15 protein-coding genes and 1 riboswitch are annotated in these 18,633 nt (G+C 42.1%); of the genes, 1 reads left to right on the forward strand and 14 read right to left on the reverse strand.

Annotation, left to right across the window (positions count from 1 at the left end; translation table 11 throughout):
* Positions 1–95: 95 nt before the first annotated feature.
* Positions 96–1,340 (reverse strand): ABC transporter substrate-binding protein, encoded by a 1,245-nt coding sequence (locus tag G4417_RS12650; protein ID WP_025580678.1) that lies wholly within the window; start codon positions 1,338–1,340, stop codon positions 96–98.
* Between the two features lie 262 nt (positions 1,341–1,602).
* Between G4417_RS12650 and G4417_RS12655 the strand changes: the two genes are divergently transcribed.
* The gene (locus tag G4417_RS12655; protein WP_173683738.1) at positions 1,603–2,502 is read left to right on the forward strand and encodes an AraC family transcriptional regulator; all 900 of its coding nucleotides are present in this window, start codon (positions 1,603–1,605) and stop codon (positions 2,500–2,502) included.
* 40 nt (positions 2,503–2,542) lie between these two features.
* Here G4417_RS12655 and G4417_RS12660 read toward each other — a convergent pair whose 3' ends face one another.
* The 13 genes from G4417_RS12660 to G4417_RS12720 all read right to left on the reverse strand — a co-directional run bounded on the left by G4417_RS12660 (position 2,543) and on the right by G4417_RS12720 (position 18,630).
* A complete protein-coding gene (locus tag G4417_RS12660; RefSeq protein ID WP_062807319.1) occupies positions 2,543–3,811 on the reverse strand; it encodes an ABC transporter substrate-binding protein in 1,269 nt (422 codons plus the stop codon).
* A gap of 152 nt (positions 3,812–3,963) precedes the next feature.
* Positions 3,964–5,307, reverse strand: a complete 1,344-nt coding sequence (locus G4417_RS12665) for a sensor histidine kinase (RefSeq protein ID WP_173683739.1) — start codon at positions 5,305–5,307, stop codon at positions 3,964–3,966.
* A 33-nt stretch (positions 5,308–5,340) separates the two neighbouring features.
* On the reverse strand, positions 5,341–6,009 hold the full coding sequence (locus G4417_RS12670) for a winged helix-turn-helix domain-containing protein (protein ID WP_173683740.1): 669 nt from the start codon (positions 6,007–6,009) through the stop codon (positions 5,341–5,343).
* Positions 6,010–6,231: 222 nt separating this feature from the next.
* The gene (locus G4417_RS12675; RefSeq protein ID WP_008705912.1) at positions 6,232–8,001 is read right to left on the reverse strand and encodes a Na/Pi cotransporter family protein; all 1,770 of its coding nucleotides are present in this window, start codon (positions 7,999–8,001) and stop codon (positions 6,232–6,234) included.
* 272 nt (positions 8,002–8,273) lie between these two features.
* Complete coding sequence (gene greA, locus G4417_RS12680) at positions 8,274–8,774, reverse strand: transcription elongation factor GreA (RefSeq protein WP_008705914.1); 501 nt, start codon at positions 8,772–8,774, stop codon at positions 8,274–8,276.
* 15 nt (positions 8,775–8,789) lie between these two features.
* Positions 8,790–11,615: a translation factor GTPase family protein gene (locus G4417_RS12685; protein ID WP_173683741.1), complete on the reverse strand. Its 2,826-nt coding sequence runs from the start codon at positions 11,613–11,615 to the stop codon at positions 8,790–8,792.
* A gap of 195 nt (positions 11,616–11,810) precedes the next feature.
* Entirely contained in the window at positions 11,811–12,743 is a 933-nt protein-coding gene (locus tag G4417_RS12690; protein WP_173683742.1) for a hypothetical protein, read from the reverse strand.
* Between the two features lie 401 nt (positions 12,744–13,144).
* Positions 13,145–13,498, reverse strand: coding sequence for a CGGC domain-containing protein (locus G4417_RS12695; protein WP_055060404.1), 354 nt, complete (start codon positions 13,496–13,498; stop codon positions 13,145–13,147).
* 189 nt (positions 13,499–13,687) lie between these two features.
* Positions 13,688–14,443, reverse strand: coding sequence for an ABC transporter ATP-binding protein (locus G4417_RS12700; RefSeq protein WP_022379819.1), 756 nt, complete (start codon positions 14,441–14,443; stop codon positions 13,688–13,690).
* Complete coding sequence (locus G4417_RS12705) at positions 14,443–15,528, reverse strand: iron ABC transporter permease (RefSeq protein WP_330598336.1); 1,086 nt, start codon at positions 15,526–15,528, stop codon at positions 14,443–14,445. Before G4417_RS12705 ends, G4417_RS12700 begins: the two co-directional genes overlap by 1 nt.
* Before the next feature lie 14 nt (positions 15,529–15,542).
* Positions 15,543–16,667, reverse strand: coding sequence for an ABC transporter substrate-binding protein (locus G4417_RS12710; RefSeq protein WP_020993459.1), 1,125 nt, complete (start codon positions 16,665–16,667; stop codon positions 15,543–15,545).
* A gap of 114 nt (positions 16,668–16,781) precedes the next feature.
* Positions 16,782–17,062: riboswitch (cobalamin riboswitch) on the reverse strand.
* A 75-nt stretch (positions 17,063–17,137) separates the two neighbouring features.
* Positions 17,138–17,788, reverse strand: a complete 651-nt coding sequence (locus G4417_RS12715; RefSeq protein WP_173683743.1) for an ABC-2 transporter permease — start codon at positions 17,786–17,788, stop codon at positions 17,138–17,140.
* Positions 17,785–18,630, reverse strand: coding sequence for an ABC transporter ATP-binding protein (locus G4417_RS12720; RefSeq protein ID WP_173683744.1), 846 nt, complete (start codon positions 18,628–18,630; stop codon positions 17,785–17,787). Before G4417_RS12720 ends, G4417_RS12715 begins: the two co-directional genes overlap by 4 nt.
* Positions 18,631–18,633 lie beyond the last annotated feature (3 nt).

Here is an 18,633-nt window from a genome sequence, read left to right on the forward strand (position 1 = left end):
AGCACGAACGACTTTTTGCCTTTGAAACCTGGATATTCAAAAAGACAGATGGCGGCAGCGTAGATACGATGCCACCATCTCTATAAATTCTTTATTTATTTCGCTGCATCCTGCATAGTAGAAACAAATTCATCTGCTGTAATGGAACCTGCCATTAATTTGATAAAGTTTTCTTTGATAACCGGAGTCATATCTACGTTAGATTCTACACCGCATGCCCATGTGAAACGGTTTGTGCTCTGCTCAATAACAGGTTTTGCACACTCAACCATTGCCGGCCATTCTGTGTTTGTTGTATCAGCCGGGATACCTACAGTTTCATCTGCAAGTTTCTGGTCGTATTCACCTTTTGTAAGGAATGTGATCAGATCAAAAGCTTCTTTTGCAAGTTTTGTATCTTTGTTAATACCAAATACCTGTGCACCAAAGTTGTTTGTTTCGATTCCGTTTGCTCCGTCTGTAAGTGCCGGATATGCGAAGCATCCCCAGTGGAAGTCAGGACCTGCCATCTCTTTTACTTCGTTTGGTAACCAGGAGCCATTCAGATACATTGCAGCTGTTCCAAGTGCAAGCTCTGTGTTCTGACCTGCAGGCCATACGTTGGAACCAACCATCTCTGAATAATATCCGTTAGATGCAAGTTCTTCGATATCCTGTGCCATCTGAAGAACTGCAGGATCATCCCATTCACCTTCAGTTACGATCTCTTTTACTTTATCTTCGCCAACCAGTCTTGCAAGATGATATCCGATCACACATGTTGCATAGGCATCATCCATAGTCATTGGTGTGATTCCTGCATCTTTTAATTTCTGGCATACATCTTTGAATTCATCCCATGTCTTCGGTTCTTCTGTGATTCCTGCCTGCTCAAACAAATCTTTGTTATAGAAGAAAGCAAATACGTTTGGCTGATATGGAATTGTTTTTAATGTGCCGCCGCCGGCATCACGGCATGCTGCCATCAGACCTGCATTTGCAGTTGCTTCATAGTCATTCTCTTTCGCAAGGTCTTCCAGATCCAGAAGATATTTGCCATACATTCCGTTTACACGGTCGATATCTTCGTCAAAAATATCAATCTGTGTGCCGCCGTCCAGTGCAGGCTGAAGTGCTTCACGGTTTCCGGTACGTCCCTTAAACTGAAGGTCTACCTTAACTCCTGTCTGTTCTGTATAAGCGTCAACTGCTTCCTGAATCACCTGTCCCTGTGGCTCTGTAGCTTCCCACATTGACCAGTAAACTAATGTGTCATCTGCTGCCTGAACAGTGAAAGCCGGTGCTGCAAGTGAACCAACCATAACCGCACATAATGTTGCACTAAGCATCTTTTTCTTCATACCCATAACCTTTTTCCTCCTTTGTCGGTTTTGACATTTTGTCTTCTTCTTTTTTCTCTCTTTTCGTTCTTTTGTTGAATTTCAACAATTATTTCTTTTGGTAGTTCTTATTTTATCATTTTTGCACAAATAGTATTTGCACAAACGTCCATTTCTTTTGTACAAAAATTCATTTTCAACTGGTTTTTCATCTGTTTTTGTTGTATACTTATACACAACAACCATATTGCAGTTTTCGGACAGGCTAAGGGAGGTGGCAGTAATGGCTTTTGAGAGTATGTATCTGGAAGAAGATATTCATATTGACCGGATTTATACAATCCACTATTTTGAATACAAAAGCGATTTTCACTTTGCAGGAGAACGCCATAATTTCTGGGAATTTCAATGTGTAGATAAGGGAAAGGCAGAAATAGAGACAGATAACGGTATCTACCATCTGACAAGCGGACAGCTCATCTTTCACAGACCAAATGAATTTCATAATCTTATTGCCATAGGAAATACCGCACCTAATATTGTGGTAGTTTCTTTTGAATGCGATTCTCCATGTATGAAATTTTTCGAGAAAAAATTGCTGAAACTTTCTGATCCTGAGAGAAATCTCATGGGAATGCTGATTGCCGAGGCACGCCGCTGTATCAAAACCCCTCTGGATGATCCTTATACAGAAAAGATGGAAAAGAAAGAAGATTTTTTGTTTGGTTCTCAGCAGCTTATCCGTATTTACCTTGAGCAGATGCTGATCTACATGATCCGGAGAAATTCTTCTCCTCCCATGACTGTACCTGTCAGCCAATTTGTGAATCTGAAACATAATTCCGCTGTCTATAAGCGTGTCATTGCTTATATGGAAGACCACATCCGGGAAAATATTACACTCTGCGATCTGTGCCATGACAATATGATCGGACGCTCCCAGCTTCAGAAAATATTTCAGGAACAGCATCAGTGCGGCGCCATGGATTTCTTTTCCCGGTTAAAAATCGCCTATGCCAGACAGCTGATCCGCGAGAACCAGATGAACTTCACACAGATTTCGGAATTTCTGGGATACTCTTCCATCCATTACTTTTCCAGACAGTTTAAAAAAATTTCCGGAATGACACCCACAGAATATATCACATCAATAAAGGCGCTCTCAGAACGAGAGCGCCAGTAATACCAGACCAATATTTTCATAATGTTGAACAGCCTTTTTCTTATTTCATATTGCTGAGATTCTCTATAAATTCATCCGATGTTTCTTCTAATCTTGTAAGCTTCAGAAGTTCGCTTTGTATCTGTTCTTTATAATCCGGATCTGCCTCCAGACCTGCAGCCCACATGTACGGCTTTGACATCTCTTTCATATACGGTACTGCATCTGCCAGCACTTCCGGCCATTGTGTATTGTCCGTATCTGCCGGAATGGAATTAACCGCATCTGTCATTTTCATATCTGTTTCCCCGGTACAGATGGAATATGCAAAGTCAAAAGCTTCCTGCTTCATCTGCGAATCCTTTGTGACTCCAAATCCCTGTGCTCCCACCATAACACCTTCTGTGCCGTCTGTTCCGGCCTTTACTGCAGGCCATGGAAAAAATCCCCAGGAATCATCAGATTCTGTAGCTTCTGTCACTTCATTCGGAACCCAGGAGCCTTGCAGCACCATGACTGCCTCGCCATCTCCCACTTCATCCTGACCTTCCGGATGCTGTGCCGGTGCACTCTGACTCATATATCCCGCAAAAAACAAAATTCTGATATCATCTGCCGCCTCTTTTGCCTGTGGAATCTGTGACCAGGTACAGTTACGGATCAGCTGCTGCACTTTTTCCTGTCCAAGATATCTGGCAAGCTGATATCCATACAGAAGATTCACATACTCTTCATCGCAGGTCATGGCACTAAGGCCACTGTCACTGTTTTTAATCTTACGGCATACTCTGATCAATTTCTCCCAGGTATCCGGGATATCCTGTTCTGTAAGTCCAGCCTCTTCCCATAAATCCTTATTATACCAGACGCCTGTGATATAAGGCTGATACGGCATTGCAAGCAGTTCTCCATTTCCCCAGTTCTTCACCTGCTCCAACAGTACCGGCATAATATGCTTCTCATAATCCACAGTATCTGCCATTCCTTTTAATTCTGCCAGATAATCCCTGTGTTCCTGAGCCATCCTCTGATAATCATCATCAAAAAGGTCAATCTGTTCTCCGGCATCCAGGGCAGGTTCTATCAGAGACCGGATTCCTCTGCCCTTCCACTGAATCTCTACAGAAATACCTGTTGCTTCTTCATAAGCTTCTGCTGCTTCTCTGATCACATCTGCCTGTGGTTCATCTTCTTCCCACATGGACCAGTATACAATACTCTGTTCCGGAATTTCTGTGATTTCATCTGATGCTGATACAGTAACCGCTCCTGTTGCGAACAGCATTGACAAACAGCTCATACCCGCTGCAATGCTTCTCCATTTTTCCATACTGAAAATACCCTCCATTGTCTCTCAGACTTGTCCACATGAATTTATTTTTGTACCTGCCTCTACAGAGGAACTGTCTGACTTTATTTTCTCTAATAATCACTTGTCTGTCAATCCCCAAAATTCACCTGAAAGCAATGGAAACAAGAGCTTTACTTAGTTTGAGCAAACAGGATTTCCATCTTCGTTCCCTTACCCGGCTCACTGTCCAGAAGAATCTTCGCATGATGCAAAACTGCGCCATGTTTTACAATAGAAAGCCCCAGGCCTGTACCTCCGGTTTCACGTGAATGGCTCTTGTCCACTCTGTAAAAACGCTCGAAGATTCTCTGCTGTTCGCTCTCCGGAATTCCTATTCCGTTATCTTCCACACGAAAGTACGGTTTCCCATTGAGTTTTCCCACAAAAACCTTTACATCTCCACCATCCGGGGTATAGCGGATAGCATTATCTGTAATATTGTAGAACATTTCATATAATACATGGCGTACTCCTTGCATCTGTGCAGGTCCGCCTGTATATTCCAGATTAATCTTTTTCTTTGCTGCCCTGTTCTGCAGATTGTTGATCACATCTTCCCCAAGCTCTCCGATATCAACCTGTTCAAACATAGTTTCTCCGTTCTTCTCATCCAGTCTGGAAAGCTGAATGATATCTGCAACCAGATTTGATAAACGCTCGGACTCATGAAAAATCCTGCCGGAAAAATCCTGCATCTTGTCCGGCGGTACCATTCCATTCATCATAAGCTCCGCATATCCGGAGATTGACATAAGAGGAGTTTTCAATTCATGGGAAACATTTGCCGTAAACTCTTTTCTTGCACTCTCTGCATTCTTAAGATCTTCCAGCTGTTTCTGAATCTGTCTGTTCTGCTGATCCAGACGAAAAAGTAACGGCCTTAATTCTTCGTAGCATACATGCTCCAGAGGATGTTCCAGATCAATCCGGTTGATAGGCTCTATCAGCTTTCTGGTCTGTTTCTGCACAAGAAAAAGTTCAATTACAAGGATCACGCATACCAGTCCGCCAAGCAGAAGAAAGCTGGTTAACATTGTTACCAGAAGACTGTCTGTAGTCCTGGCTACTCGCAGAACCTGATCATCCTTTAATTTTACAGCATAGTAAAACGTCTGTTTTGATAAAGTGTCTGAATAGCGGACCATCTCACCGGATCCCTGCTTCTCAGCTTCAATAAATTCCGGTCTGTTACTGTGATTTTCCATTTCTTTCGGATTCTCAATACTGTCAAACAACACCTGACCATCTTTTCCCAGAAGAGTGATCCTGCTGCTGGTGGCGTCTCCGACCCTGTCTGAGAGAAAAACGTCTCCGTCTTCTTCCAGACCTGTTTTAATATATGCGGCTTCATCTCTGACACCCTGTTTCATATAAATATCATATCTGTTATACATGACAGTTCCTGCTGCCAGGAATGTAAGTATTACGGATAAGATAATAAGTAAACTGGTGTGACTGAATATTTTATGCTTCATTTTTCCACTCCTGTTTTTCGTCTGTTTTATCTGTTATGCGCCGATCCTGTATCCTACACCCCGGACCGTTTCGATCAGATTTCCTGCCTTGCCAAGTTTCTGACGCAGAGTTCTCACATGGACATCCACAGTTCTGGTTTCACCGTCAAAGTCATATCCCCATACATGGCAGAGAATCTGATTTCTTGTCATAACAAGTCCTTTATTCTCCAGCAGATACTGAAGAAGTTCAAATTCTTTTCGGGTAAGATCGACCTTCTCTTCCCGGTAATGCACCTCATGACGTCCTACATTCAGATAAAGCTCGTCGTAATGCAGTTCCTTATCTTCATTCTGACGGGCACTTCGTCTGAGAACTGCTTTTACTCTGGCAACAAATTCCATCATACCGAAAGGCTTGGTAATGTAATCATCCGCTCCGCCTTCCAGACCTTTTACTTTGTCAAATTCCGCTTCTTTTGCAGTAACCATAATTACCGGCACATCCTTTACAGATGGCATACTTTTCAGCTGTTCCAGAATGGTATAGCCATCATCCCCCGGAAGCATGATATCCAGCAGGATCAGCTCCGGTATCTCTTCCTTCAGCGCTTTCATCAGTTCATTGCCATTTCCAAACCCCCTGGCTTTAAATCCTGTTGTTTCCAGTGTATAAATAAGAAGCTCCCTGATATTCCGCTCATCTTCTACACAATAGATCATTCTGCTTTGCCTCCCCTTTATTTATCACCTGCTTTGTCGTCACAAGTGTATTTCTTTTTTCAGTATACTTATTTTTTTATCCCTGTACAAGTAGATATCCGGCATCTGCTTCATTTCTTTAAAGCAAAAATCCGGCCATTTTCTCTGAAATATCTCTCTCAGATACTTCAGAGTGCCCGGATTTCCTGATCATGCGGATAACCATCATCCACCTGTTTATTTTTATGAAAGCTGATATTTGATTCGTGCGTCTTCCAGTTCATGATAAAATGTTTCGTCCGGATGGCTCTTGACGATATTCAGATGACTGTGAGTATCATACAAATCTTCATTCACCTGCGTCACACAGACTCCAATATTGGAACAATGGTCTGCCACACGTTCCAGACAGGTTGTAATGTCCGAAAGGATAAATCCCATCTCTATTGTACATTCACCGTTTCTCAGTCTCTGTACATGACGACGTTTTACTTCTTTGGAAAGTTCATCAATCACTTCTTCCAGTGGTTCAATTTTCTCCGCAAGCTTCATATCCTGTTTGTCAAAAACTTCATATGCCGTATTTACGATATCTTCTACTGCCTGTCCCAGCACTTCCAGATCTTTCTTTGCATTTTCGGAAAATTTCAGTCCTTTTTCATAAAGCTCCTGTGCTGATTCCATAATATTTACAGCATGGTCGGAAATACGTTCAAAATCCCCGATACAGTGAAGCATAATGGAAAGGCTGTGACTGTCTGCTTCTGAGATATCTTTGTGGCTCAGCTTCACCAGATAAGTTCCCAGTTCATCTTCATAGCGGTCAACCTTGGATTCCATGTTTTCCACACGTTCTACGCCTTCTTCACTGTATTTATCCACCAGACTCAGTGCTGTAAACAGTGCATTGTGGGATTCTTCTGCCATTTTTCTGGCAGCATTGCGGCTCTGCTCTACTGCAAATGCCGGTTTCTCCAGGAAACGAGGCTCCAGGATCATAAACTCTCTGTCCTCTGCTGAAACAACAACATCCTCTTTTTTGTCCCGGATTGTAAGACAGGCAAGTTTCTCCAGTCCCTTTGCAAAAGGAAGGAGAATGATCGTTGCAGTAACATTAAATACACTGTGGATAACAGCAATTCCTGCCGGTGTTGCTGCCTGATGGAAGAAAGAAAATCCAACAACTGCATTTATAAGATAGAATACAGTCATAAAGATAACCGTACCGATCAGGTTGAAATACAGATGTACTGCTGCTGCACGTTTTGCATTCTTCTTGGCTCCGATTGCAGAAAGGATTGCAGTAATACAGGTTCCGATGTTCTGTCCCATAATGATCGGGATTGCTGCACTGAACGGTACTGCACCTGTAAGACACAGGGCCTGCAGAATACCTACAGATGCAGAAGATGACTGGATCACTGCTGTAAGAAGGGCACCTGCTATAACACCTAACAACGGATTTGAGAATTTAAGTAACAGGTTTGTAAATTCCGGCACTTCTGCAAGAGGTTTTACAGCAGAACTCATCATATCCATACCGTACATCAGGATTGCAAAACCTATAAAAATTGTTCCGATATCTTTTTTCTTTGAATCATTGATAAACAGAATGAAGATCACACCAATGATCGCAAGCACAGGGGAAAATGATGTTGGTTTAAACATCTGAATAATAAAATTATCACTCTGTATTCCTGTCAGGCTTAAGATCCAGGAGGTGATCGTAGTACCGATATTGGCACCCATGATCACTCCTACTGCCTGTGATAATTTCATGATCCCTGAATTTACAAAACCTACTACCATAACAGTCGTAGCTGAAGATGACTGGATCACTGCTGTTACTCCTGCTCCCAAAAGCACTGCTTTTATCGGATTTGAAGTAAGATTTTCAAGAATCTTCTCCAGCTTTCCGCCGGAAACCTTCGCAAGGCCATCTCCCATTGCATTCATACCATACAAAAATAATGCAAGGCCTCCGATCAATGTTAATATACTGAATAAATCCATGATTATTCTCCTTTTCCCTTTTCATAAGTATATGGTTATTTAACTTGTTTCCCATCATAACCATGCTTTGTAAAATCATCCCCATGAGAATGTTAAATCCATGTAAAATTTCCAGTCATCATATTCATTCTGTGTAAGGTTCCCATAAATCCATCCGTATTTTTGATATAAAAATAAAAAGAACCATTGCAGGAGATATGACACTAACCGGTGTTCATCTCTTACAATAGTTCTTTTATCAATCCGGATCCTGTATTTCGACAGTATTATTATCAGAATCCGCGGATTTCTTCATCCTCGGAACCAGTCTTATCAATAGAACGGATTTCCAGGAAATAACTGTAGTTATCATTTACCTTTACTTCCACTCTGTCTCCAACCTTGTGACCTTTCAGAGCCATACCAATGGGAGATTCAATGCTGATGCGGTTTTCCATGGAGTTTCCTCTTATGGAAGTAACCAGTTTGTATTTCTCAATCTCATCGTCTTCCTCGAAATATACCTCTACAATATCATCCATTCCAACTTCATCGTCTTTGGAATCATCAGAAACAATGGTTGCTGTTTTCAGCATATTCTCAAGGTAGCGGATGCGGCTTTCGTTCTGATTCTTATGTTTCTTGGCCGCATAATATTCAAAATTCTCACTCAGGTCTCCCTGAGCTCTGGCTTCCTTTACAGCTTCTATTGCTTCTTTTCGTACAACCAGCTTGCGGTGGTCGATCTCCTGCTGAATTTTCTCAACATCTTTTTGTGTCAGCTTTTCTTTCATGACTGCATCTCCCTTTTACTGTTTTCCAAGTCGTTTCTCTTTCATATATTGTGCCATTTCATCAGAAATATTGTCGATCAGATAATTCTTACTGCTCTGACGTTTCTCATGCCATTGCTGGCGGATCTGATTTTCTGTAGCTTTTATTTCATCCCGAAGACCTCTGGCAGACATACGGTGGGCACCCTGTCCCATGATGATGATCTGCTCCAGTCCATCGGAGGTAGCTACCGTTACCTGGTTTTCACGGCCGATCTTATGGACCGTTTTCTCGATATACTGATCTGCTGTCTCAGCTTCTTTTGTGTAGACTACGTGGATGTTATGATAGGTGATCACTTCCTCTGCATGGCCCTCTATCTTGTAAGCGTCAAATACAAGAATTAACGTACATTTCTTAAAGCCCTGATAGTTGCTCAGAATATCCATCAGTTTTGTCTGGGCAGCATGGAGATTTGCATCTGCCAGTTCTTTTAAATCTTCCCAGGCATAGATGATATTGTAACCATCTACAAGGAGATATTCTTTTTCTTTCTTCTTAGCAGAAGAACTGTTGCGGTAATAGCTGCCGCTGTCAGATTTTGCAGAAAATGTTCTCTTAAACTGTGGTTCTTTGTAACGCTTGACCGGTCCGAATGTGCGCTCGAAAATGGCTTTCAGCTCTTCTTCATCCTCATAGCTTCCTACGCCGGCATTCCTGGGTGGACGATAACCTGAATCTGTCTGATTGTTACTGTTCCTGTTTTTCCCCTGTCCTGCACTCCCTGAAACATAAGAAAATCCACTATCAGCTCCTGTTTCTCCATTTCCCGATCCGTATTTTTCTCCATCGTATATACGGCTGCTCAGTTCAGAGTCGTCCACTCCCTCCAGGTGCATATAATCCTCTACTTCATACCATGGCACCACAAATCCTGCTCCATGAGCACAGAATACAGAACCTGTGGGATTGTCCAGGTCACGTTCAGAATCATATCCTATCTCCTCTACAATCTCATCCTGATTCTGACATGGGGCATAGCCTTTCAACGAACAGAATAATCTGCCACGTCCCTTTGTATAGGAAGTTATCTGGGTTTGATAATCTCGCATCATTGATACAGGCGCACTGCCTTTCAGAACCATCATATCATCCTCATCTGCTTCCGGCTGCTGGAAGGTTCCATTCATTTTCTGAATGTCAGTCATGGCACGCCCTATCATATCTCCCGGAATCTCAAGTCTGAACTCATAATATGGTTCAAGCAGGACACTCTTTGCTTTCTTTAATCCCTGACGCACAGCCCTGTACGTCGCCTGCCGGAAATCGCCGCCCTCTGTGTGTTTCAGATGGGCGCGTCCTGTGATCAGTGTAATCTGCATATCCGTAATCGGAGAACCGGTCAGTACTCCCGGATGCTCCCGTTCTTCCAGATGAGTCAGGATCAGTCGCTGCCAGTTACGATCCAGCACGTCCTCACTGCATGCAGTAAAAAACTGCAGACCGCTCCCCGGCTCTCCCGGTTCCAGAAGCAGATGTACTTCTGCATAATGACGCAGCGGTTCAAAATGGCCTACACCTTCTACTGGCTCTGCGATTGTTTCTTTATATACGATATTTCCTGTGCCAAACTCTACTGCTACATGGAAACGCTCCCAGATCAGATGCTTTAATATCTCGATCTGAACCTCACCCATCAGCATGGCATGGATTTCCCCAAGCTGTTCGTTCCATACAATGTGAAGTTCCGGTTCCTCCTCTTCCAGCTCTTTGAGTTTCTTAAGCATCTGGTGAACATCACAGTCCTCAGGAAGCAGAATTCTGTAATTTAATACAGGTTCCAGAACCGGCATCTCAGATTCCCGTTCAATCCCAAATCCCTGTCCCGGATGTGTCTGGGAAAGGCCGGTCACTGCACAGATAGTTCCTGCAGGAGCTTCCTTTGCAAGCTCAAATTTCGCACCGGAATAAATACGGATCTGATCCGCTTTCTCTGTATCTGTAAGAAGTTCCTTTACCTTCAATGTTCCTCCGGTGATTTTCATATAGCTTAAACGATTGCCCTGATCGTCTCTGGCAATCTTGAATACTTTTGCACCAAACTCTGAAGGATATTCTGGTGTCTCACAGTATTTTTCCAGCCCATGAAGGAATTCTTCTACCCCTGTCATTTTCAGAGCAGAACCGAAGAAACATGGGAAAAGTTTTCGCTCTTTGATTACTTTTCGGATATCCGATGTTGATATTTCCTCTGTTTCCAGGTATTTTTCAAGCAGTTCCTCATCGCAGACAGAAACATCTTCCAGAAACTGAGACTGCAGATCTGATATTTCATCTTCTGCTTTCTCCGCTGTTTCGTCAATACTATTTTCCATTCCACTTGTGTTTTCCCAGGTGAAATCAACGCAATTATCACTTAATCGCTTCTTTAATTCTGCCAGAAGTTTCTCTTTATCAGTTCCGTCCTGGTCCATTTTATTGATAAACAGAAACGTCGGGATCTGGTATCTTGACAGAAGTCTCCATAAGGTCATAGTATGCCCCTGCACACCATCCGCTCCATTTATCACAAGAATGGCATAATCCAGAACCTGCAGTGTCCTCTCCATTTCCGCTGAGAAATCCACATGCCCCGGCGTATCCAGAAGAGTTATCCCCTTGTTTCCCAGTTCAAACTCCGCCTGCTTGGAAAAAATCGTGATTCCACGCTCCCTCTCCAGGTTATAGGTGTCCAGATACGCATCCTTATGATCCACACGCCCCAGCTTACGGATTTTTCCCGTTAAATATAAAATCCCCTCCGACAACGTAGTCTTACCTGCATCTACGTGGGCAAGGATACCAATGACAAGTTTCTCCATAGTATATTTAAAAGCTCCTTTTTCTTTATAAAATCAGTAGTTATTCTTTTATCGCTTCATCTGTTAAAATCCTTTATCAATTAATTATTTTAACATACTGATATAGATAAATCCAATAGGGTTGTGTTTTTATGTGTTCATTTAGTCCAAAAGAGCCCACATTTACAGTTAATGTGGACTCCACTTCCATTATTTTTAATATGTGGTTTTCATATTCTTTTTTTCATTCAGCCACTTATGTACAGTCTTTTCTTCTACTTTTACTCCCTGAGCAATCTGCTGCACAGATAATCCCATTTCAGCCAATGAAATTGCTGTTTCCTTTTTAGTTTTCATTACTCCTTCTGCCATACCAGCTTCATACTCAGCTTTCCTGAGTTTCCTTTTTTCCTCTTCCTCGTTATATTCAAATATACTCATAGCGACTACCTCCGCTCGATTCTTTTGCAGAAATTCTTTGAGAATTCCCTCCTGAATGCTTTCGCTCACTGCACGTTCTACTGCCGTATTCAGTTCCATTTCATTAGAATATCTGCGTACTTTATCAACATACTGAGCATATTCTCTTAGCGTCCGGCATTCTTCCATTAGTTTTTTATTATGCCCTACATTGATATTTAATGTGATGACCTTTAGTTCAAGATTTGGTTCTCCTGACATATTTTCATACGATTCTGACAGATAATCTACCCACCTATCTTCTTTTTTCTCTGTTCCATTATAAAATACGATAAAATTCGGTGTGGGTATTCTCAGTCTTGTTGAGGTATACAAGGACTTCCAATCCACCATTTTCTGATATTCGCTGGAAATGTAGAATAAGTCTCTCAAAGGCATGTTCGGGTTATACGTAGACTGATGTTCATACAGAAACAGATTCGTATTTATAATAAACGCCAGATCATTCTTCATTCCCATATAGATTGCGTTCTCAAGTGTCACAATCTCTAATTGAGCAGCATCTGTATAAGAAGTTTCATTGATTGCATTATACAGCGACAACAGATTCTTTCTGTCTGAAAACAGCATACGGAAGACTGTATCTTTGTACTTACGGTTTGCAGTTGCTGTGTTGCCTTTCAATCGGTTTCTTTTCACAATAATTTTTTTGTTCTTTCTTTTTGCCATTGGCAATACCTCCTGTTTTCCGCAGGAGTCAAAGAACATTTTGTGCTATTCTTATCACTTCTCAGCTCCTGCTTTTCATAATTAACTGGAATTAAAAGCATGGATTTCTGAATTGAGATTAGAATAATCAGACGGCAAAAATGCCTTGAAATATAAGAGAAATATGCTTTATACTTATGTTAGCATTACTTACTCTTATTTTCAAGGCATTTTATATTCTTTTTATTTTATAAATTGTATGGAAGTTACTGTTCACACGCCACTGTCCCGCGAGGTGTTTTGGCATGAATATGCCAAAATCCCGAGACATACAAGCCAAAATTCCATTGCCGCAGGCAATCTGGAATGAATTTTGGCTACGTTACTGTGAACGGAGTGAACAGTAACGTATGGGAACTTTTTTATTCCTTATGTGTCCCTCTGACTACTTTGATTCCACGTTCTTCTATCATATTGCAGATCTGTGTCATCCTTGGACATTCATGCTTTCCATCCGGGAGACGACAGACACCAACGTGGATGGTACTGATTTTTTCACTGACCAGTCTGTCTATCTTTTCCAGGATTCCTTTGTCTTCTATGGGTTCTATCGGGTTGGCGCCTTTGCATCCGTTACAGGTCATCATTGCTGCCAGACAGGTATCTTCCGGATAATCCTGAAAGAAATCGGTTCTGTTCTGAAATGCTGCCAGGCATCCAACTCTGGCGCATACATTATTAGAATGAATACACGTCAAAATTCCTATTTTATTCATCTTTTTCCTCCATATATAGCAGGCCAGAGTCAAAAATTTTCCTGACTCTGGCCTGTCAATACTCAAACATTCGAAATCCTCTGATTTACTACGTAAATTGCTACTTTCTCATGTTTGACAAGTCCCAAGCTCCAAAGTCTTATCGTGCAAGCACGAACGACTTTCTGACCTTTTGACCCTGATATCATATTATAAAAATAAAATATGCATCTTCCCGCGGCTGTCATTTACCACTTCCGAATCTACCTGGTAAATCCTTTTAATCAGCTCCGAAGTGAGTACTTCCTGTGGAGTTCCATATCCTTCCAGCACACCATCTTTCAATACATAAATCTTATCGCAGTATGCCGCCGCAATATTCAGGTCATGGATAGCTGATATTACAGTTACGTTAAGTTTCTTTACCAGTTCCATCAGCATGATCTGATGTGTGATATCCAGATGGTTAGTCGGCTCATCAAGGATCAGTGCAGGTGTCTGCTGTGCAAGTGCTCTTGCCAGAATAACCCTCTGCTGCTCTCCACCTGACAGCGTAGAAAATGTGCGATCCGCAAATGCATCCATCTGTACCGTTTTCAGTGCTTCTTCAACAATCCGGTAATCTTTTGCATTATCCCGTTCCAATGCTTTCTTATGAGGTGCACGTCCCATCAACACGACTTCCCGTACGGTAAAATCAAAGTTGTAGTAATTGTGCTGTGCCACAACTGCCATTTTTCTGGCGGAGCTTTTTACGCTCATGGAATGGAGTTCTTCGCCGTCCAGATAAACGGCACCTGCATCTGGCTTCAGGATACGGTAGATACATTTTAATAATGTAGATTTTCCGCTTCCGTTTGGTCCGATGATCCCTACCAGTTCCTTATCCTTTGACTCTATGGAAATTCCCTTCAGTATCTGTCTGGCGTGAAATCCAACCTGAATATCTTCTGTAGTGATTTTCATTACTTACTACCTCCAAATCCATAGGATTTCCGCACAAGCAGATAAATAAAGCATGGAGCACCGATAATGGATACCAGCACACCGATCGGCATCTCAGAATTCTTCAGGATCACACGACATGCCACATCACACCAGATCAGGAATGATGCACCAAGCAGTGCACTTAATGGCAGTAATCTTCTGTGGTCTGTTCCAAACAGGATTCTGATCACATGAGGGATCACAAGTCCTACAAAGCCGATCACACCCGCACAATATACTGCAAACCCAATCATTACAGAAGCAACGATCAGATAAAAAGTTCTCAGCCTGTGCAAATCAGTTCCCAGTGTGATCGATACATCATCTCCTAACAGCATCAGATTCAGATTACGATATTGCGTCCAGAAAATCATTACACAGATCAATGTAACAGGAAACATTACACCTACTCTGCTCCAGCTTGCGCCTGCAAGGCTTCCCATCATCCACTTCATTACTTCTGTTGCTGCATTTTTGTCATTGGTGATATAGATAACAAAATTGGAAAAAGCAGAACATACCGCACTGACAGCCATTCCGGCAAGGATCAGTTTGGCAGAAGTAGCTTTTCCGCCCATGTTTGCAATGGCAATTACTGCAAAAGAAGTGACCATTGCACCAATAAATGCAGGAACACCAACTGAGTTTCCACCGAGAAATCCACCAACTCCAAGCATGATCGCCAGTGTTGCACCAAGGGATGCACCGGATGAAATACCAAGTACATACGGATCTGCCAGTGGGTTCTGGACAATCGCCTGCATAACTACGCCACAGACGGAAAGAGCCATTCCAACTGCCAGAGCCAGCAGGACTCTGGGCAGCCGGATCAGCCACACAACATCGTGAACTGCGCCTTCTGCATAGGCGGACAGGCTTTTGATATGAAACAATTTATATGCAATGACACTGTAAACATCTTTCAGTGACAGATCTGCATTTCCAAAAGTGATTGCTGCAAGAATGGAAAAAATCAGAAATGCCGCAAGCCCGATAAGAACTGCCACATACATGGATGTCCTGAGCACACTGCCTTTTTTTGTCTGTGAAACCTGTTCTTTCACTGTTATGTCCTCAATCAGTCAAGATTCACATCCGGATATAATCCTTTTGCGAAAGTTTCAATACCATCCTGTGTACGTGTTGCACTTGCGTACATTTCACTGAGCATGATCGGATAAACACGACCGTTCTTTACAGCGTCAAGGCTCTGAAGTGCTTCGTCATCCTTGATAACGGCAAGCTGGCTTTCTTTTACAGTTTCCGGATCATCACCTGCATATGGCATGTATACAACAAAAATCACATCAGGGTTTGCTGCAATGATATCTTCTTTTCCTGCTGTAGAAGCATCCGGGTTTGCCAGAGTCGCACCCAGTTGTGTTACCATATCTCCACCAAGGCTCTTTGCACCATAGTTTGTGATATCTTCTCCAAGAGGTTCCAGAACCATTACGCTTGGTTTCTCTTCTACATCTGCTGTTGCTGTAAGAGTTTTATCGATCACTGCCTTTGCATCATCTACGATTGCCTGTGCTTTGTCCTGTACATCAAAAATCTTTCCAAGATTTAAGATGTCTGTAAATTCATTTTCCAGAGTTCTGTCTCCGTCAGGACGTGTGTTTGTGTTGTAATAAGTGTTGCAGCCTTTGTCGATCCAGTCTGTTACATTTCCGAGATTTTTATCAGAAAACAGGGAGCTCCAGGATAAGATCATGTCTGGCTCCAACATCGTTACAGTCTCAAGGGATGGGGTAAATTCATCAAGATAATTTGTTTTTGAAAATGCATCTTTAAGTTCATCCGGAACTTCATTGTCAAGACCTGCAGTAGCTACCAGACGGTCTTCCAGGCCAAGTGCAAGCATGGTTTCAATGCTTCCCTGATATACAGCAAGAACTTTTTCCGGTGCCTTTTCATAGGTTGTTTCGATTTCATTTCCATCATAATCATAGGTTGTGATGGTCAGAGGATATTCTGTCTTTGTACCTTCTGCGTCTGCTGTCTTATCTGCATCTGCTGAATCCTGCGCGTCTGCATCTTCCTGTGTATCAGAGTCTGCATCTGCTGCCGGCTGGTTGTCCTCTTTGATTGTCTCAGAGTCTGCTCTCTCTGCTGCAAAAGCTGCCGGAGCTGCGGAGACAGCCATAGCTGCTGCCATCATAATTGCCATGATTCTTGTGGATAAATACCTGTTTTTCATTTGACTTCCTCTCTTTTCGTATATGTTATTTACCTGTTCGTGTAACCGAAAAGATGGGACTTCAGAAAAAGTAAAATAGAAGTGATAAAAATAACGGATACTTTTTACGGAAGCTCCTTCTTTACGCTGTCAGGCAGGTTTCCTGACTCACAGATCACAGAAAGTTTCCATAAAATAAAAACTGATACAACATCCATGCTTCAACAGTTCATGAATGTTGTATCAGAAATATTTCCAGATACTCTCTGACAGCCGGATTCCGCCTTCTCACATATTTATGCAATGACATATTACAATCCCGCTTTTTTCTGTATACAGTGGCCGCAACCGTTCAGGCATTTCACCTGATTCCCTCTCATATTACCATACACAAAATCTGCATATGATAATGTTCACTTAACAGCTTATTCAATTACGCTGATACAATTTTAGCACACTGCTTTTATAATTACAACCATATTCGATACACATCAGAATTCTTTCTTCTCCATAAGCCGGACACCAATCCAAAAAGATCCCATATATACAATTACTGTAAATAATACAACTCCGGCCAATACCATTCCCCGGTTAAGTCCATTCAGCCATTCATCGACTGCGTCTGCTGAAAGTCCCATTGTTTTTATCAGAGCATAAACTACGGCAATTATAATAGCCCACATGACCATTGCAATATAACGTCCTTTTTCTGCTCCAAAATGTATTACAAGCGGGAGCGATACTGACAACATAAGAAGCGCCAGTGGAATGTATATCAGAGTGCCAATAATTTTCTCACTCAGGCACCCCTGAAGCTCTGCCACACCTTTACAGATCACTCCCGTTATTGCTTCAATTCCCCACGCTGCAGCCGTAAGCCCTGCTCCCAGCAGATATTTCTCCGCCACATACTGTTTTCTGGTAACCGGCAAGGTCATAAGAAATGCAAGACCATTATCAAACTCATCATAACTTATAGTCGTAATGGCAAAAATTGCTGTGACAAACGTAAAATATCCTATAGCAAAACTGACGCTCCCACTTCCTGCCAGATTCAGGATGACTCCCATTACAATAACCAGGATAAAATACTGTTTCTGCTGTTTCATCAGTTCTATATCCTTTACAAATAATCCCTTCATACCTGTTCCTCCATCATCACTACCAGATCATCAATCTTTCCATTCTCAATTACAACATCCGGGTAATTTTCCATATAAAATTGTTTCTGGTTTGTCAGACACCTGTATCCATAAGCTTCTTTCCGGATCTTAATAAGGTATTGCTGATCCAGTTTTTCGTACTCTTCTTCTGCAACTTTAAGAACTGCATAATCTGACAGCAGTACATCTGTATCCTCATGAAGGATAATTTTTCCGGCATGGATCATATAAAAATCGTCACAAAGACTCTCCAGTTCTGATGAAATATGGGAACTGATCAGAATAGAACTGCTTTCATTTTCTTCCATATATTCTCTCAGCATGTTCAGCACCTCATCCCTGGCAATCACATCCAGACCAACTGTGGGCTCATCCAGAATCAGCAGTTCTGCCTTATGGCTTAATGCTGCCAGTACTTTAAACTTTGCTTTCATACCAGTGGAAAATTCTTTGATTTTCTTGTCTGTGGGCAGATTGAATCTCCTGCACTGCTGCAGAAATTCATCTCTGTCAAAATCCGGATATATGCTTTTCATAATATTGGCCACGCCCGCTGCTGTCAGATACATACTGAAGCCTGAATCTGCAAAAACAACTCCCAGTTTCTGCTTATCCTCCGGCTTAAGCTCTTCTGCCTTTTTCCCAAAGACCTCTATCTCTCCGCCATCCGGATGAATCAAGCCGAGCAAAGCTTTAAATGTGGTGGATTTCCCGGAACCATTTCTTCCAATAAGTCCTGTAATCATCCCAGGCTGTACTTCCATAGAACAGTCCAGCGAAAAACCTCTGTAATGTTTCTGCAAATGACTGATTTTCAACATGTC

The sequence above is a fragment of the Blautia wexlerae genome, from assembly GCF_013300825.1.
GTDB classification, from domain to species: Bacteria; Bacillota; Clostridia; order Lachnospirales; family Lachnospiraceae; genus Blautia_A; species Blautia_A wexlerae_B.

Bases quoted from the DNA above. Each gene is read 5' to 3' on its own strand.
- G4417_RS12655 (WP_173683738.1), top strand. From the start codon at position 1,603: ATGGCTTTTGAGAGTATGTATCTGGAAGAAGATATTCATATTGACCGG.
- G4417_RS12675 (WP_008705912.1), bottom strand. From the start codon at position 8,001: ATGGATTTATTCAGTATATTAACATTGATCGGAGGCCTTGCATTATTT.
- G4417_RS12670 (WP_173683740.1), bottom strand. From the start codon at position 6,009: ATGATCTATTGTGTAGAAGATGAGCGGAATATCAGGGAGCTTCTTATT.
- G4417_RS12650 (WP_025580678.1), bottom strand. From the start codon at position 1,340: ATGAAGAAAAAGATGCTTAGTGCAACATTATGTGCGGTTATGGTTGGT.
- G4417_RS12695 (WP_055060404.1), bottom strand. From the start codon at position 13,498: ATGAATAAAATAGGAATTTTGACGTGTATTCATTCTAATAATGTATGC.
- G4417_RS12660 (WP_062807319.1), bottom strand. From the start codon at position 3,811: ATGGAAAAATGGAGAAGCATTGCAGCGGGTATGAGCTGTTTGTCAATG.
- G4417_RS12690 (WP_173683742.1), bottom strand. From the start codon at position 12,743: ATGGCAAAAAGAAAGAACAAAAAAATTATTGTGAAAAGAAACCGATTG.
- G4417_RS12700 (WP_022379819.1), bottom strand. From the start codon at position 14,443: ATGAAAATCACTACAGAAGATATTCAGGTTGGATTTCACGCCAGACAG.
- G4417_RS12715 (WP_173683743.1), bottom strand. From the start codon at position 17,788: ATGAAGGGATTATTTGTAAAGGATATAGAACTGATGAAACAGCAGAAA.
- G4417_RS12710 (WP_020993459.1), bottom strand. From the start codon at position 16,667: ATGAAAAACAGGTATTTATCCACAAGAATCATGGCAATTATGATGGCA.
- G4417_RS12685 (WP_173683741.1), bottom strand. From the start codon at position 11,615: ATGGAGAAACTTGTCATTGGTATCCTTGCCCACGTAGATGCAGGTAAG.
- greA (WP_008705914.1), bottom strand. From the start codon at position 8,774: ATGAAAGAAAAGCTGACACAAAAAGATGTTGAGAAAATTCAGCAGGAG.
- G4417_RS12720 (WP_173683744.1), bottom strand. From the start codon at position 18,630: ATGTTGAAAATCAGTCATTTGCAGAAACATTACAGAGGTTTTTCGCTG.
- G4417_RS12665 (WP_173683739.1), bottom strand. From the start codon at position 5,307: ATGAAGCATAAAATATTCAGTCACACCAGTTTACTTATTATCTTATCC.